Genomic DNA, 15,744 nt, shown 5'->3' on the forward strand with positions numbered 1-15,744 from the left:
CCTAAAGGTTCGCCTGTTTTGATATGTAGTTAAACTGCTGTTACGGTATCCATTTGATGTCGGAGAAATCGGGCTTGCGCTTCTCCAGGAAAGCATTGCGGCCTTCTTTTGCCTCTTCCGTCATATAGGCCAAACGAGTAGCCTCACCGGCAAACACCTGCTGCCCTACCATGCCATCGTCAGTAAGGTTGAAAGCAAACTTGAGCATCTTGATAGAAGTTGGCGACTTTGCCAGTATTTCCTGTGCCCACTGGTAAGCTGTGTCTTCCAGTTCTTCGTGCGGGATCACCGCGTTCACCATACCCATGTCGAAAGCCTCTTGTGCAGAGTAGTTTCTGCCCAGGAAGAAGATCTCACGGGCGCGCTTCTGCCCTACCATCTTAGCCAGGTAAGCAGAACCGTAGCCACCATCGAAACTGGTCACGTCAGCATCCGTCTGTTTGAAAATAGCATGCTCTTTACTGGCAAGCGACAGGTCGCATACGACGTGCAGGCTATGGCCACCACCTACTGCCCAACCTGGAACCACAGCAATCACCACTTTCGGCATAAAGCGGATCAGGCGCTGTACTTCCAGAATGTTCAGGCGCGGCATACCAGACTCATCCACATAACCCTGATGGCCACGTGCATTCTGATCGCCACCACTACAGAAAGAGTATACGCCATCTTTAGTAGAAGGTCCCTCAGCAGAAAGCAGCACCACACCTATCGAAGTATCTTCGCGGGCATCCAGGAAAGCCTCGAAAAGCTCTGCCACGGTTTTAGGGCGAAACGCATTGCGCACATTTGGGCGGTTAAAGGCAATACGGGCTACCCCACCCGACTTCTTGTAAGTTATATCTTCGTATTCTTTGACTGTAATCCAATTAGCTTTACTCATATCTTAAGGATTTTTTGTAAAAGTACGGCTTTTCAGACTTTGGTGCATAATGCGGCGGTAATTTGCTGCTCCTGCCGCTCCTATTGCAAGTGCAGCCTGCAGCATGTCTAAAAGCAAAGAAGCCACTCCGGTTATACTTCCAGAGTGGCTTCTCATATTTTATATTTTGACCCAGATCCGTACTACCAGATTCTGATTCTTTCTTCTGGTGCTTTGTACAGCTTATCGCCAGGCTGCACATTGAAGGCCTCGTACCAGGCATCCATGTTCACCAGCGGTCCGATTGTTCTGTACTCGCCTGGAGAGTGTGGGTCGGTTACAATCTGCTGGGCAGCGGCCTCTGGCAAAATGTTACCTCGCCATACTTGTGCCCAAGACAGGAAGAAGCGCTGTTCTGGTGTAAAGCCATCGATCTTTTCGTTAGACTGGCCTTGTTCAGTCATCTTGAAAGCCTCGTAAGCGCCAGCCAGACCACCCAAGTCACCGATGTTCTCACCCAGTGTCAGTTGGCCATTTACGTGCACTGTATCTAATACAGTATAACCATCATACTGCTCCTTCAGCAACTTAGCCTTTGCTTTGAATTTAGCTAAATCTTCTTCTTGCCACCAGTTGCGCAGCGTACCGTCTTTGTCGTACTGGCTGCCTGAGTCGTCAAAACCGTGAGAGATCTCGTGACCGATTACCGCACCGATACCGCCGTAATTTACAGCGTCATCCGCATTCGGGTCGAAGAACGGGAATTGAAGGATACCAGCCGGGAACACGATCTCGTTCATTACCGGGCTGTAGTAAGCGTTAACTGTTGGAGGTGTCATACCCCAACGCTCGCGGTCTACTGGCTTGCCAAGCTGGCTTACCATTTTGTTGTAGCCCCATTCGCCAGAGTTGCGCACGTTCTCGAAGAATGACTTGCGTGAAATCTCCAATCCGTCATAGGTCTCCCACTTGTCAGGGTATCCTACCTTCGGACGGAAAGCATGCAGCTTGGCAAGTGCTTTCTCTTTTGTCTCAGCGCTCATCCAGTCCAGGTTGTTGATACGGATCTCGTAAGCCTTGATCAGGTTTGCGATCATTTCATTCATCCTGGCTTTCGCCTCTGGCTTAAAGTGCTTCTGCACATACAGCTGGCCCAATAACTCACCAATGGTACGGTCAGTCAGCTGAGACATGCGCTGCCAACGTGGCGTCTGTACTTTCTGTCCGCTCAGCGCCTGTGAATAGGCAAAGTTTGCATCTGCAAATGGAGTGCTCAGGTATGGAGCCGCTGATTTCAGCACATTCCACTGCAGGTACGTTTGCCAGTCAGCAATCGGAGTAGCTGTTAACAGGTTGTTCAGTTCAGAGAAGAACTTAGGGTTGTTTACCAGAATCGTATCCTCTCCTGTTACCTTCATCTTTGCCATCAGCGGCTGCCAGTCTATGTTAGACGTGGTTTTGCTAAAGTCGGCAACAGCAAACTTGTTGTAGGTTTTGTATGGGTCACGCATTTCCACGCGAGCCATTTGTGCCTCAGCCATCTTCTTCTCCAGGTTGAAGATAGTTTCTGCATTTTGCTTCGCCTTAGCATCTGAAGTGCCTGTTAGCGTGAACAGCTTGGTGATATAATTTTTGTAAGCCTCCTGAATTTTCTGGCTACGTGCATCATCCTTCAGGTAGTAGTCACGGTCTGGCAACGTAGTACCGCCCTGGCTAAACTGAGGAATCATGGTATTAGGGTCCTTACGGTCCTGGCCAACATAGAAGCCGAACATAGGAGAGCCTACGCCAGAAGTTCTCTGGTAAGCTACCTCATTCAGAACGCCCTGTACATCTTTTACCTTGCCAGCTCTTTTCAGGTCTTTTTTGATAGGCTTATAACCAAGCTTATCAATGGCAGCGCTATCCATGGCAGATGCGTAGAAATCGCCTACACGCTTGTTCACAGAGCCTGCTGCAGCATTTTTGTCAGCAGCGGCCTCATCCAAAATGTCCTTAACGGCCTGGATGTTGAACTCACGCAGTAAGTTAAAGCTGCCCCAACGTGTTTCCTTAGCAGGAACAGGGTTGTTTCTAAGCCAGGTACCGCTGGCATAAGTATAAAAATCATCGCCTGGCTTTACCGTAAGATCCATGTTGGTCTTGTCGATAAACGGCGTTTTGGTTGCAGCGCCTTGCTGCGCAGTAGCTTCTGCGCCATACAGCACAGCAGCACCGAAGAGCAGTAGTCTCAGGTGATTCTTCCAGTTCGACATGTTTTTAATCGAAGGTTGTTTAAGGTTGTAAAGTAAAGGTTAATGCCAGTGATGCAGCATCTTTCCTGGCTCTAAAATAATGCATAAAAACCAAAGTGAGGCCGCAAATTGCTTTTAACTGGCATTTACAGGTATCAACCAATGCTTTTCCTAATTGGTTTCTACAGCTTTAGCAAACGTATGTGGCTGCAAGAATAATGCACACATGCTGTATTACTGCTAACTTAGAGGGAACACAAGGGATAAGGTTTAATTTGCTGAGGAGATTATTTTGACATTCCCACCGCTAAAGCAGGTTGGATTCTTGGGCTACCTGGCTACTGCGACCGTATATCTCCCAAGCTGAAACGGTCTGCCCGACCGCCTTATTTCTTATATTACTAGCTGCTGACGCATCCCGGTGCAGGGCATGTTTGCTGCAGCAAAGGTAACAGCCGGCAAGTGCAGGCGGTAGAACATAGGGTAAGATCGAACCCAGCAAAAGTGAAGGAATGTCGCACCACATCCAGAGCGTCTTTGCCCACATCGACGCCCAGGTTCTGACAGAGTAAATTCTTCATAGCTGAAAGGGGCTTAAGTGGAAAAAAAACATTCATCTTCCGGGCCTACACTCACTCATGCCTGCGGATGGGGCAGCCTCTAGGTACTGTCCAGGCTTTTAAGATGAAGAGAAAGGGAAGGGCTTGCTTGGGGGCGACATCATCAAAGTGTCTAGTGCAAGGGCTTTCTCCTTCCCTTTCTGTTAGCTTACGTTTAAGAGCCTGATAAAATTGCACATACGCTTATACTGCCAAAGATATGAGTGCCAGGGCTTTCTTTGGCATTTACTCGTAAGCAACTAGTGGGAATGACATAATAACGCCTATGCTCATGAAAGCAAAAAGCCTGCTATAGCATTCTACTATAGCAGGCTTTTCTGTCTTAACTAAACATTCGGGACCATGGTCCGGCAAGCTTCAGCAAGCTTGATTCAGGCTTGTCACCTGTGTCTGTTAAAACCCATATGTCGTATGTACTTTATTATACGGGTGTAAAATACAGGAGTTACTTTTTTAGGCATTATTCACTTATACTTAACCCTTTGCACACAAAACTGCGACACGGCATTTATTTTACAATAACTAATCTCCAGTTTTCAGGATAATTTTCCCAGTTAACACTAATCATGTCGTCGTGCTCGTGTCGGATAACCTCCAGGTTAACCCACGACTCCCCAACCTTAAGCTGTTGCACCCACACCTTTTCGAGGTAAGCAGGCAGAATAGGCTTCTCAAACGAAATCTCCTTTTTTACTGGGCATATCTTTACCTGCAGGAGTGCCTGCAACAGCATAAACACTGCCGCCACCGACCAAGCCTGCGGCGAGCAGGCAACCGGGTAAGAGGTCGGTCCTTCGCCGTGCCTTCTGTCAAACCCACAGAACAACTCCGGCAGCCGTTGCAAAGGAATAAACAGGGAGGCATCGAACAGCCCTGTTACTAGTGCAGCTGCTTCTTTTCTAAAGCCATACTTCGACAGACCATAGGCAATCAGCGCCACATCGTGCGGCCACACCGAACCGTTATGGTACGACATAGGGTTGTACCTACGCTCCTCGCTGGAGAGTGTGCGTATTCCCCAACCGTTAAACATGTCCGGTTTTAGTAGCGTTTCGGCCAGATTTACGGCTTTGTCGCGGTCTGCTATACCTGTAAACAGCAGGTGCCCAGCGTTGGAAGATTTTACCCGGCAAGGTTGCTTGTGCCCATCCAGCGCCAGTACATAGCAATTGAGATCAGCATCCCAGAACACTTCGTTAAATTTCTTCTTTAGCTCCAGGGCCTCTCTCTCCCACTTCCTGGCCAACTCCTGCTCCCCAAGTGTTTGCGCCAGCTTGGCTGCATGTGTTCTGGCCGCATACACGTAACCCTGCACCTCACAAAGTGCTATCGGTGGTGCAGCCAGCACGCCATCCTCTGTAAATACAGAGTCGAAGCTGTCTTTCCAGCCTTGGTTGGTAAGGCCGTTGGCAGCTTTATGCTGATACTCCACAAAGCCATCTCCATCCAGATCACCAAACTCATCTATCCAGTTCATAGCGGCTTTTATGTTGGGCCAGATCTGCTGGATAGTTTCAAAATCAGCGGTGCGATCGTAATACTCACCGGCCAGCAGCACAAACAGGGGCGTTGCATCAATGGTCCCATAGTATTGCTTGAACGGTACCTCGTTCAGGGCCACCATTTCGCCACCGCGTGTCTCATGCAATATCTTTCCCGGCTCCGCATCCGCTGCTTCGTCCAACGTGCCGGACTGATTGGCTGCCAGGAACTTTAGTACATCTTTAGATAAATCCGGGGCTACCCACAACGTCTCAAAGGCAGTAAGTATACCATCACGGCCAAAGGCAGTATTGTACCAGGGCACGCCTGCATAAGGGTACTTTCCATAAGGCGTGTCGGCCATCAGCGATACCAAATCTGCCTGAGAACGGTTTATCCAGTGGTTGAACTGCTCGTTAGCTGTTCCGATGACGGGAAAGTAAGATTTGGTGTTTTCCAGATCAGGCTCCAGGCTCTCTCTGGCTTCATTGTAGCTTACCGCCTCCGGTTCTGCCTCTTCCTCCCCTTGCTCAAAGGCAATGCTATAGTTAAGAACAGCTTTTTGGTGAGGAGAGAGCAGTATCCAGTAATGAATGGTGCCATCATCAGTATACTGCTCAAACGGAAGCGGAAACGTTACCTTAGCTTTTCTGATGAGCCCGTCCAGCCCGCGGTAAGACAAGGTCAGGGTGCGGTTATCTTGGCACTGCGTCTGAAGCACTTCTCCCCTTCTGCTTCGGTGCATGCCCCTGACTTCAAAAATATCCTTGAAATCGCCTTCTAAAGTCAGCGACAGATGGAGCGGATAAGACTCCCCGTTAAAGTTCTCTACCTCGATCTTCTCGTGGTACAGGTTGTCCTTTAAAAACTGGCTCCGGCGGAGATGAATTGTACTGTGGTGCAAAACCTTACCATTGTCCAATACAATCTCTGGGTTGGCCAGGTCTACCGACAGTATTTCGTTTTCTTCCTTGATGTTGGAGCTAAGAAGAATAGGACGGTGGTTGTTAAGCTTTAGCTCCAACCTGCTGATAAAGCGGGTGTCGCGGTAGTAAATACCCTGTGCCCCCTTGCCAATAGGTAATATGTCGCCCCAGCGATCGAATATACCAAAGGTGTCACCATGGTTTAACACCTGCGTACGGTCATCGGCATAAGTCGAGTCAGCTGAAATATAATACTTGTCATCCTCTAAACGTATGATCTTATCTTCCATAGCCATTTCTATCTTGTTTATGCAGACATTATTGTTTTGGCAGGTTTTCTACTTTACCTAAGTATAACCTGCCTGTGCCATCGATCACTTTTCCATCTCCATCATGTTTCCTTTTTTGGAAGGAGTGTGGAAGAATGACTCTTTCCTTCCAGCTAATTGCTCATATAGCCTCACATAGTTTTCGGCCATCACACGGGCACTAAAGCGCTTCTCAAACACTTCTCTTACTTTGTTGCGGTCCAGCAGGTCGATGTTTTCCAGCGCTTGTACAGCCTCGTCTATACTTTCCACAATAAAGCCAGATTCACCCTTGTTAACAATCTCCGGCACCGAACCATGGTTGAAGGCTATTACAGGTGTGCCACAGGCCATGGCCTCTATCACCACCATGCCAAACGGCTCCGGCCAATCAATCGGAAACAGCAGCGCTTTGGCTTTACCCAGGAACTCTCCCTTACTGTCCTCTCCTATCTCTCCTATAAACTCCACGTGCGGCTGCTCCAGCAAGTGCCTGATCTCAGTTTCGAAATAGGCTTCATCTGCCTTATCAACCTTAGCAGCAATTTTAATCTTTACTCCTGCTCGACGGGCAATCTCGATGGCTCTGTCTGGCCTTTTTTCGCGCGAGATTCTTCCGATAAAGGCGACATAGCCTCCATCCCCGTCGCCCTTCCGGTACAGGTCCAGCGGTAAGCCGTGGTACACGGTATCCAGCCAGTTTGCCTGTACAAGTGGTTTTCGCTGAGCATCTGAGATAGACACCACCGGCTGAGTACGGAACTTGTTGTACACATACTGCAGGTCCGGAATGTCGAGCCTGCCATGCAACGTAGTAAGGTGAGGCTTTCGCAGCAGTGCAGAAAGCGGAAAGTGCAGGTAGTCAGTGTGAAAATGCAGCACATCGAACTCCTGCACCCGTTCTGCCAGCTCCTGCATCTGCACGATATGATGAGCCAGCGGGTCTTCCACAAGCTGGTTCAGGCGCAAGGCACTGTTTATATGGCTCACCAGTTTTGCGGATGTAGAGGAGTCGCCGGAGGCAAACAGCGTTACCTCATGGCCTTGTTTAACCAACTCCTCTGTTAAATAAGAAACAACACGCTCAGTACCCCCATAAAGCTTTGGCGGCACCGATTCATATAAAGGTGATATTTGCGCTATTTTCATAAACGTCTTGTTAATGTTTCTAAAATAGTTTGGTACCACTTCTTTAAATGAAGGCATAGAAGTACAACTCCAGGCATTGGGCAGCCGGAGTTTCAACAGATATACCTGCTGGCTATGTGCCTGCGGCAGGTTTCCTTGCTCGTTTAGCTGTACCTGTCAATTTTGCCAGTTGGCCAGGCAGCTATTAGCGTGTGCCATGTGTGTTACAAGGCTTTGCTACTGAAAAGCTTTTGAGTAGTAATGAATGCGGAGGATGTAGTTTTGATTATCCTCTACTATGGAGCAAGAGGCATACGGGAGCAACAAACTTCTTCTTACAATGCTCATTGTCTCTAAATTTTAGTGTAAAACAAACAACTACATTATGTAACTGATCTGAGAATCACACTTTCGTGCTTAACACCAAAATCCAACAGAAACAAAGTTCAAAGCTTTGTGATCTCGAAAATCCGCTTAGCAAGCGGAATACCAACTTATATAAGGCTGTTCTTTTCCTGCCTGTTCAGCGAAAATTTGACAGTGGCACAGCCATAATGACATTTATACTTTGACAGATACTAGGATAGTATGAAAACGGGCTTGTGCAAGTACCGGTATAAGATAATACTCAGAATGTGTTTACCGGTACCTAAAGCTTATTAACTTAATCAACTTTAGGCTTGAGGAAGATCTTGAAGTACTGCCAATAGCTACTTACCAGAATAACATACAGAACAAGGTTAACGATGGCAATGGGCCAGTTTCTCTGATCTATCAGGAGGTGAAACAGCAGAATATTAACCACAACCGGACCTAAAAGCACCAGAGCCGCTAAAACGAACCTATTTGCTAAAAGTAAAGCTCCTCCAATCACTTCGACGGCTTTCTCGAAATAAATAAAGCCACTCGACACCATGATCTCCATAAACGGATGAAACTTTGGAACCGGAATAAAGATGTAAAAGCCATTCAGACCGAAAATCAGGAAGATCAGTCCTAATTTGACACTCCCACGCCTAAAGGCAGTAGGATTCTTGGGCTACCGAACCATTGTCCTTGTATATCTCCCAAGCTGAAACGGTCTGCCCGACCGCCTTGTTTCTTATATTACTAGCTGCGTTCACATCCCGGTGCAGGGCATGTCCGTTAGAACAAGTCCAATACCTGTCCGATAATTTGAGTTCAGTATTTCGCCAACCACATACCCAGCAGTCCTGAGAGGTATGGTTTGGGGCTACCTTCACAAGCTCCCGACCATACCATTTGGACTTGTATCCCAGCATCTGCACAAACCCATGCCACCCAGCATCGCTGATGCTTTTGGCAAGCATATGGTTCTGAACCATATGCTGTATTTGAAGCTGTTCAACGACAATCGCTTGGCTCTCACGAATGAGTTGAGTAGTCAGCTTGTGGTGGAAATCCTTGCGTGTATTCCTGACTTTCAGGTGTATTCTGCTAAGCTTGCCGACAGCCTTTCGCCTGTTGCTGCCACCTTTCTTCTTCCTCGATACAGCACGTTGCGCTCTCCTTAACTGGTGCTGATAGCGGTATAGGTGTTTAGGATTGTCTACAGCAACACCATCAGACGTGACAACGAAGGATTTTATACCGACATCCAAACCTACCACGCTATCGGTTTGTGGCAGTGGGGCTATCTCCACCTCACAGCACAGGGTCACATGCCACCCACCGGCTTCCCTGACAACGCTGGCTGTCTTGATAACCCCCTGCACATCCTGTGACTTGCGGTATTTCACCTTGCCTATCCTGGGCAGTTGTACGGTACTTGTATTTTGATGCAGCTTCACCCCCTGTTTAAATGTGAATGACCTGTACAGGCTACGTTTGGCGAACCTGGGGAATCCATTGCCTTGCTTAAAGAATCCATCGTAGGACCTGAACAATCTATCTGTCACCTCCTGTAAAGTTTGTGAGTGAACACAGCCAATCCACCCGACCTCCTTGGCAATGGCTGCAAGTTCTTGCTGCATCTGGTTCTTCGATACGGAGATTTGATAGTTGGTCCAGAGGTGTTTCTTGTAGGCCAGACACAGGTTGTAGACATACCGGCACGAACCGAGCCACTGAGTGAAAACCTGTGCCTGCGCCCTGGTGGGTTTGAGTCGGAAGCGGTATGTCTTGATCTGGTTCACGGCTGCTTTTGGCGCCTTGCCCGGTGCAGGGCATGTTTGCTGCAGCAAAGGTAACAGCCGGCAAGTGCAGGCGGTAGAACATAGGGTAAGATCGAACCCAACAAAAGTGAAGGGATGCTGCACCACATCGAGTGGTTCAAAAAGAAAACCAAATTCATCCCTTGGCTAAATCCCCAAGGTACTGTCTTCAAAGTCAAGGATTTTTGTTGCATTTTTCTTACATTTTTCTTATCTTCACTCTACCTGAAAGAGAGCTCCCGGGCCGACTGGTACTGGAAGTTCATCTTGCGTAGCCCTGGCCTGAGCTGGGGCTATTTCTTTTTCTGCTGTTTCTGGCTGCGTTTCCTGCGTTATTGCGTCTTTGTCAGCTGCGCTGACACCTGAAAGAGAGGCTCCGGCCTCCTGGATTTGGATGTTATTTTTGGGTTCCGCTGGCTGCTGCCCATAACGTGGATCATAGGCTTCATTCTTGCGCCACAGCGTCCAGAGCAGGATCAGCAGCTTGCGCTGCACGGCCACATACGCCTGCATCTTGGTCTTGCCCCTTTTCACGAGCCGCTCGTAGAGGGCAGTAAAGACAGGCTCTTTATAACGTACTACTGTAAAGGCCGGCAGGTGCATGGCCCGCCGGATGTGGGCGTTGCCTTTCTTTGATATTCTGCTTCTGCCCGAGCGCTGGCCCGACTGGTGCTCCACCACGTCATAGCCGGCGTAGCTGACCAGCTGGCCCTGCCGCTCGAAGGTGGCAAAGCCGTTGGTCTCGGCCAGGAGCACGGCCACCGTCTTGAGCCCCACCCCCTTGACCGAGCGCATCTTCTCCACCCGCTCAGCCAGCAGCGGATCCTGGTAGAGCAGCTCCCCAATAGCCTCCTCCAGCTCCTGGAGGCTCTTGTCCAGGGTGCCGACCAGCTTCTGGAGGTTTCGCTCCACCTGCTTGACCACCAGCGCACCGTGATGCAGGGCATGGAGCTGGTTCAGGCACACGGTGCGCTGGTTGGAGAAGTCCTCCAGCTGGCGGGTCAGCAGGCGCAGCCGGTAGATGTTTTTCGACAAGGGCTGCCAGAGCTCCAGGAGCTGCTCCAGGCCCATCTGCGCCAGGCCCCTGGCATCGATCCTGTCGTTCTTGCTCTTGTTTCCCAGGGCCTGCAGGTAGCGCTTGGCCTTGGTGGGCAGCACCACCGAGACCTGGTAGCCCTCGTGGTAGAGGAACCAGGCCAGCTGCTCGTAGTACACGCCCGTGGCCTCCATGAGCAGGCGCAGCTCCACGTCCGCTGCGCGCTTGCCCTCCAGCCAGCGCTGCAGCTGCTTGAAGCCTGTGGGGGTGTTGGTGAATTTTCGGGAGGCTTTCACCTTCACCCGCCGCTCCATGTCCAGGGTGGAGAGGACCACCTCCAGGGCGTCTTTGCTCACATCGACGCCCAGGTTCTGACAGAGTAAATTCTTCATAGCTGAAAGGGGCTTAAGTGGACAAAAAACATTCATCTTCCGGGCCTACACTCACTCATGCCTGCGGATGGGGCAGCCTCTAGGTACTGTCCAGGCTTTTAAGAAGAAGAGAAAGGGAAGGGCTTGCTTGGGGGCGACATCATCAAAGTGTCTAGTGCAAGGGCTTTCTCCTTCCCTTTCTCTTAGCTTACGTTTAAGAGCCTGATAAAATTGAACTTACGCTTATACTGCCAAAGATATGAGTGTTAGGGCTTTCTTTGGCATTTTCTCGTAACTCTGGCTACTAGTTTAACTTTCTTCATTTTACTTCCATCCATTACTTTCCTTGGCAGCAGTGATGTGTGCCAGGTGATGGTTGCAGTGCCAGGCGTAGGAACCTATACTTTCCTCCAGGCTAAATTCCTTGCCATGCTCCGGGTGTACAAACACGCGCTTAAGCTGCTCTTGCGTCAGGGCATTCAGTAAGACCGTCCAACGTTCATGGATGCCTTCCAGCATCTTTAATGAAGGAGCAATTGGCATATTCTTACTGTCTGCCAGCTCTGCCCACCTGTCCTCATAATATGGTTTTATGGTTGGTTTGTCTTCTGTAAGCGCTAGCTTAAACCTTATCAGACTGTTCATGTGGCTGTCAGCACAATGATGCACCACCTGCCTGATCGTCCATCCTCCTGGCCGATACGCTGTGTTTAGCTGCGCTTCAGACAGGTGTTCTACCTCACTTCTGAGCCGTTGCGGGAAAGCTGAGATTTCAGCAATGCTTTGCCGTAAAATTTCGTTCGTTAATTCGGCTGGCTTCACGTACAGCCCGATCGGGTACTTTAACTCATCGAGTGTCTTCATTACATAGCTTCATTTATGGGTAGTGCAAAAAGAAATCGGTCTTGAAATAAATATAGGAAAACAGATGTATTCTATAACATTAGCGAGGAACTTCTAAATAAAAAAGCGGCGGTTACACTTGTTAAGTATAGCCGCCGCTTTCAATTATAATTTAGTCTAAGCTTACACGTCTACGCGTGCGTACTTGGCATTTCGCTCAATAAAGTCACGGCGTGGGCCTACCTCGTCGCCCATCAGCATAGAGAACAGGTGGTCAGCCTCGGCGGCAGACTCAATAGTTACACGCTTCAGGCTTCGGGTGCTTGGGTCCATCGTAGTATTCCAAAGCTGTTCTGGGTTCATCTCTCCCAAGCCTTTGTAACGCTGCACGTTTACACTATCCTCTTTGCCTTTTCCAAGCTCCTGAACAGCCTCCATACGGTCTTGTTCACTCCAGCAGTAACGCTCCTCTTTACCTTTTTTAATCAGGTACAGTGGAGGCAATGCGATATAAATGTACCCTTTCTCCACCAGCTCTTTCATGTAGCGGAAGAAGAACGTCAGGATCAAAGTACGGATGTGGGAACCATCAACGTCGGCATCCGTCATCACAATAATTTTGTGGTAACGAAGCTTCTCCATATTTAGGGCCTTCTCATCCTCCTGCGTACCAAAGCTTACACCCAGGGCCGTAATCATGTTCTTGATCTCTTCGTTCTCGTAGATGCGGTGCTCCTGCGCCTTTTCTACGTTCAGGATCTTACCACGCAGCGGCAGAATAGCCTGGAACTTGCGGTCACGGCCCTGCTTGGCAGAACCACCTGCAGAGTCACCCTCCACCAGGTAAATCTCGCAATTCTCAGGATTGTTATCTGAACAGTCGGCAAGTTTACCAGGCAAGCTAGTGCTGGAGAGTACGTTCTTACGCTGTACCATCTCACGCGCCTTACGGGCAGCATGGCGGGCCTGAGCAGCAATAATTACTTTGTTTACAATAGTGCGAGCCTCTTTCGGGTTTTCCTCCAGGTACTGGGTCAGCATTTCGCCAACGGCTGTGTCTACAGCACCGGAAACCTCGGAGTTACCAAGCTTGGTTTTTGTCTGGCCCTCGAACTGCGGCTCAGCCACTTTTACAGAGATAACCGCCGTTAAACCTTCACGGAAGTCATCACCGTTAATATCCACCTTCACCTTATCCAGCATACCTGACTTCTCAGCGTAGCCTTTCAGGGTACGGGTAAGGGCGCGACGGAAACCAGCCACGTGCGTACCACCCTCTATGGTGTTGATGTTATTTACATAAGAGAAGATATTCTCAGAGTAAGAGGTATTGTACTGCAGGGCAATCTCAACCGGCACACCATTTTTCTCACTCTCTACATGGATCGGCTCCGGAATCAGGTTCTCGCGTGTCTCGTCCAGGTAAGTTACGAACTCCTTCAAACCGCCTTCTGAGAAGAAAGAGGTCGAAAGCGGCTCGCCCTGCTCATTTACTTCGCGCAGGTCTTTCAGGTTGATACGGATACCTTTGTTCAGGAACGCCAGTTCGCGAAGGCGGCTGGCAATGGTATCGTACTTATACTCTGTAGTTGTAAAGATAGAGGCATCCGGATGGAAGGTTACCATGGTACCTGTTCTGTCAGTTTCACCGATCTCGCGCACCGGGTATTGCGGCACCCCGATATTGTAATGCTGCTCGTATACTTTGCCGTTGCGGTGCACTGTTACGTGCAGGTCGGTAGAAAGGGCGTTAACGCAGGATACACCTACACCGTGCAAACCACCAGATACTTTATAAGTGTCTTTGTCGAACTTACCACCGGCGTGCAGTACTGTCATTACTACCTCCAGGGCAGAACGACCTTCCTTTTGGTGGAAATCCGTCGGAATACCACGTCCGTTATCGGATACTGTGATGGAGTTATCCGGATTAATGGTTACTGAAATCTCGTCGCAGTGGCCAGCCAGCGCTTCGTCGATGGAGTTGTCTACTACCTCCCACACCAGGTGGTGCAGGCCTTTAATGCCAATATCGCCAATGTACATGGCCGGGCGCTTACGAACTGCTTCGAGCCCTTCCAGTACCTGAATACTATTTGCTGAATAATCGTTTGCTAATGATTTTTCTTCCACGTCACTCATTTGTGTCTCAGGGTAGATTTAATAGGTAAAATTACCACTTTTATTTTGTTTAACCGAACACGACTGAAGGTCAAATGTTTACGGATAAAAAATTCAGTTTTATCAGATATATGATATGCTGCTATGTCAGAAACAGACACTTTATCGATGCCTGTAAAGTAACTATGCAAGTTACCACAATATTTTAAAATGCTGATGTACTGATAGAACAAAAATAGCGACCATTTAGGTCACTATTTTCGACTTATTTATGGTGGATAATCCTTAACTACCTACTCCGTTTGGAGCAATCCTCTTCCCACACAGATTCTCAAAATTTCTTCTATTGTGTGCCGTTGCACTAGTAGGCCAAACTATCTGCCTGGCTCGCATAAGATCTTTGTAAAGTTGCACCCTACAGCATATTTAAGCCCAAGAAAACCCACACTTAAACTAGCTTAAAATAAGGGGCAACGGTACTAACCTGCAACTCCAATATTATCTCCAATGCACTAAACTTATTCTTCCGAAGAAAGAAGTGTAATCATACCTGCTCCGTGAATATAGATTTGTGCCATTATGCTCCTTATAGCCGTGTTATTACCCGAATATAAACGTTTATACACGAATAAGAACTTATACCTGAAGCACCTGCTTTGCACCTTTTTCAACTGTTAGCAGCAGCTGCTGGCATAAGGAAACACCTTAAGTTGATGAATTGGCTTAGGGAGGAAGGCTTGCGGCCATCACCTTCTGCATACTTCATGTGATAGCTCTCAAAAAAGCAGCAAAGAAGCGCTAGTTCTCCTGATATCTTTTTATATTGTATAGTCACAATATATTGTCAGGAAGCCTCAAAGTAGCTATAAAATCACTAGTCCTAGTGCAAAGACCTGGCAGGAGCGCTTCCGCACATAGTGCAGATAAGCGTATGTTCACGTATATCCATTAGTTGGGCTTAATAATGATAAATGAAAATAGGGAGAATCTGTATTTTAGCCTTCACCTCGCTCATTGCACTTTCTTGTAAGAAAGAAGCGCAGAATACAGATTACCATTGGGTAACCCGTAAGAATACTATTAATCAAATTGCCAAAATTGAGCGACAGGAAAAAGGAGATACAACTATACTTTCTTACTTTGCCAGCAGTGACACTCTGAACTACTTTACCGTTAACAGCAACTTGTTGTTTATAGATGGTTCATATCAAGATGGGGTTCTGCATCAATTAGTCGATACAACTATAATCATTAGCGATAAAGAGTACAGAGTAGCAAAATATATACAGAATGAAGAAGTAATTGATGGCGGAGTAGTTCATTACTATACTCCTCAATTTGGTGTTTTTGCTATACATTCAAACACTTGGTCTGGACTACAATATTTACAGTCTACAGATTCTACTAAGAACAAGTTGATAAAGCGCCTAATCAAAGCGACTGTACCTGAATTTTATGTAAGGGGAGAGCTAAAGTCTGAGCTTGAAAAATTAATAAATTGAAAAGAATAACTTAGTGCAATCGTGTAGACGGCCCCGCCACTGTTAGGTAGCGGGGAGCGCCTCACAGTCGAGTAGCGCAAGGGATCCTCCCCCTTACGCCCTCACAGAACCGTGCGTAAAACTCTCGCTTTACACGG

The 15,744-nt window shown here is 48.2% G+C and carries 12 protein-coding genes; 1 reads left to right on the forward strand and 11 read right to left on the reverse strand.

Annotation, left to right across the window (positions count from 1 at the left end; translation table 11 throughout):
• Positions 1 to 40: 40 nt before the first annotated feature.
• The 11 genes from PKOR_RS22485 to gyrB form a co-directional block, all read right to left on the reverse strand.
• Positions 41 to 883: a 1,4-dihydroxy-2-naphthoyl-CoA synthase gene (locus tag PKOR_RS22485; protein WP_046313649.1), complete on the reverse strand. Its 843-nt coding sequence runs from the start codon at positions 881 to 883 to the stop codon at positions 41 to 43.
• Between the two features lie 3 nt (positions 884 to 886).
• Entirely contained in the window at positions 887 to 1,039 is a 153-nt protein-coding gene (locus tag PKOR_RS25140) for a hypothetical protein (RefSeq protein WP_158453818.1), read from the reverse strand.
• 26 nt (positions 1,040 to 1,065) lie between these two features.
• Positions 1,066 to 2,997, reverse strand: coding sequence for a M13 family metallopeptidase (locus tag PKOR_RS22490; protein WP_148561822.1), 1,932 nt, complete (start codon positions 2,995 to 2,997; stop codon positions 1,066 to 1,068).
• Positions 2,998 to 3,497: 500 nt separating this feature from the next.
• A complete protein-coding gene (locus tag PKOR_RS24935; protein ID WP_148561778.1) occupies positions 3,498 to 3,677 on the reverse strand; it encodes a hypothetical protein in 180 nt (59 codons plus the stop codon).
• A 547-nt stretch (positions 3,678 to 4,224) separates the two neighbouring features.
• Entirely contained in the window at positions 4,225 to 6,414 is a 2,190-nt protein-coding gene (locus tag PKOR_RS22495) for an amylo-alpha-1,6-glucosidase (protein WP_235336989.1), read from the reverse strand.
• A gap of 84 nt (positions 6,415 to 6,498) precedes the next feature.
• Positions 6,499 to 7,581, reverse strand: a complete 1,083-nt coding sequence (locus PKOR_RS22500; protein ID WP_046314811.1) for a glycosyltransferase family 4 protein — start codon at positions 7,579 to 7,581, stop codon at positions 6,499 to 6,501.
• 643 nt (positions 7,582 to 8,224) lie between these two features.
• On the reverse strand, positions 8,225 to 8,485 hold the full coding sequence (locus tag PKOR_RS22505) for a hypothetical protein (RefSeq protein ID WP_052739036.1): 261 nt from the start codon (positions 8,483 to 8,485) through the stop codon (positions 8,225 to 8,227).
• Positions 8,486 to 8,576: 91 nt separating this feature from the next.
• Positions 8,577 to 9,842 carry an RNA-guided endonuclease InsQ/TnpB family protein gene (locus tag PKOR_RS22510; RefSeq protein WP_084694888.1) on the reverse strand — a complete coding sequence of 422 codons (1,266 nt, stop codon included), beginning with the start codon at positions 9,840 to 9,842 and terminating at the stop codon, positions 8,577 to 8,579.
• A gap of 108 nt (positions 9,843 to 9,950) precedes the next feature.
• Positions 9,951 to 11,162 (reverse strand): IS110 family RNA-guided transposase, encoded by a 1,212-nt coding sequence (locus PKOR_RS22515; protein WP_052738940.1) that lies wholly within the window; start codon positions 11,160 to 11,162, stop codon positions 9,951 to 9,953.
• A gap of 303 nt (positions 11,163 to 11,465) precedes the next feature.
• Entirely contained in the window at positions 11,466 to 12,005 is a 540-nt protein-coding gene (locus PKOR_RS22520; protein ID WP_046313654.1) for a YfiT family bacillithiol transferase, read from the reverse strand.
• Between the two features lie 162 nt (positions 12,006 to 12,167).
• A complete protein-coding gene (gene gyrB / locus PKOR_RS22525; RefSeq protein WP_046313655.1) occupies positions 12,168 to 14,126 on the reverse strand; it encodes a DNA topoisomerase (ATP-hydrolyzing) subunit B in 1,959 nt (652 codons plus the stop codon).
• Positions 14,127 to 15,076: 950 nt separating this feature from the next.
• On the opposite strand from gyrB, the gene PKOR_RS22530 reads away from it, so the two are divergent.
• A complete protein-coding gene (locus tag PKOR_RS22530; protein WP_046313657.1) occupies positions 15,077 to 15,607 on the forward strand; it encodes a hypothetical protein in 531 nt (176 codons plus the stop codon).
• Positions 15,608 to 15,744: the final 137 nt, after the last annotated feature.

Source organism: Pontibacter korlensis (assembly GCF_000973725.1).
In the GTDB taxonomy this organism is placed as follows: Bacteria; Bacteroidota; Bacteroidia; order Cytophagales; family Hymenobacteraceae; genus Pontibacter; species Pontibacter korlensis.

Bases quoted from the DNA above. Each gene is read 5' to 3' on its own strand.
- PKOR_RS22495 (WP_235336989.1), bottom strand. From the start codon at position 6,414: ATGGAAGATAAGATCATACGTTTAGAGGATGACAAGTATTATATTTCA.
- PKOR_RS25140 (WP_158453818.1), bottom strand. From the start codon at position 1,039: ATGAGAAGCCACTCTGGAAGTATAACCGGAGTGGCTTCTTTGCTTTTA.
- PKOR_RS22520 (WP_046313654.1), bottom strand. From the start codon at position 12,005: ATGAAGACACTCGATGAGTTAAAGTACCCGATCGGGCTGTACGTGAAG.
- PKOR_RS24935 (WP_148561778.1), bottom strand. From the start codon at position 3,677: ATGAAGAATTTACTCTGTCAGAACCTGGGCGTCGATGTGGGCAAAGAC.
- PKOR_RS22490 (WP_148561822.1), bottom strand. From the start codon at position 2,997: ATGGATCTTACGGTAAAGCCAGGCGATGATTTTTATACTTATGCCAGC.
- PKOR_RS22515 (WP_052738940.1), bottom strand. From the start codon at position 11,162: ATGAAGAATTTACTCTGTCAGAACCTGGGCGTCGATGTGAGCAAAGAC.
- PKOR_RS22505 (WP_052739036.1), bottom strand. From the start codon at position 8,485: ATGGAGATCATGGTGTCGAGTGGCTTTATTTATTTCGAGAAAGCCGTC.
- PKOR_RS22500 (WP_046314811.1), bottom strand. From the start codon at position 7,581: ATGAAAATAGCGCAAATATCACCTTTATATGAATCGGTGCCGCCAAAG.
- PKOR_RS22485 (WP_046313649.1), bottom strand. From the start codon at position 883: ATGAGTAAAGCTAATTGGATTACAGTCAAAGAATACGAAGATATAACT.
- PKOR_RS22530 (WP_046313657.1), top strand. From the start codon at position 15,077: ATGAAAATAGGGAGAATCTGTATTTTAGCCTTCACCTCGCTCATTGCA.
- gyrB (WP_046313655.1), bottom strand. From the start codon at position 14,126: ATGAGTGACGTGGAAGAAAAATCATTAGCAAACGATTATTCAGCAAAT.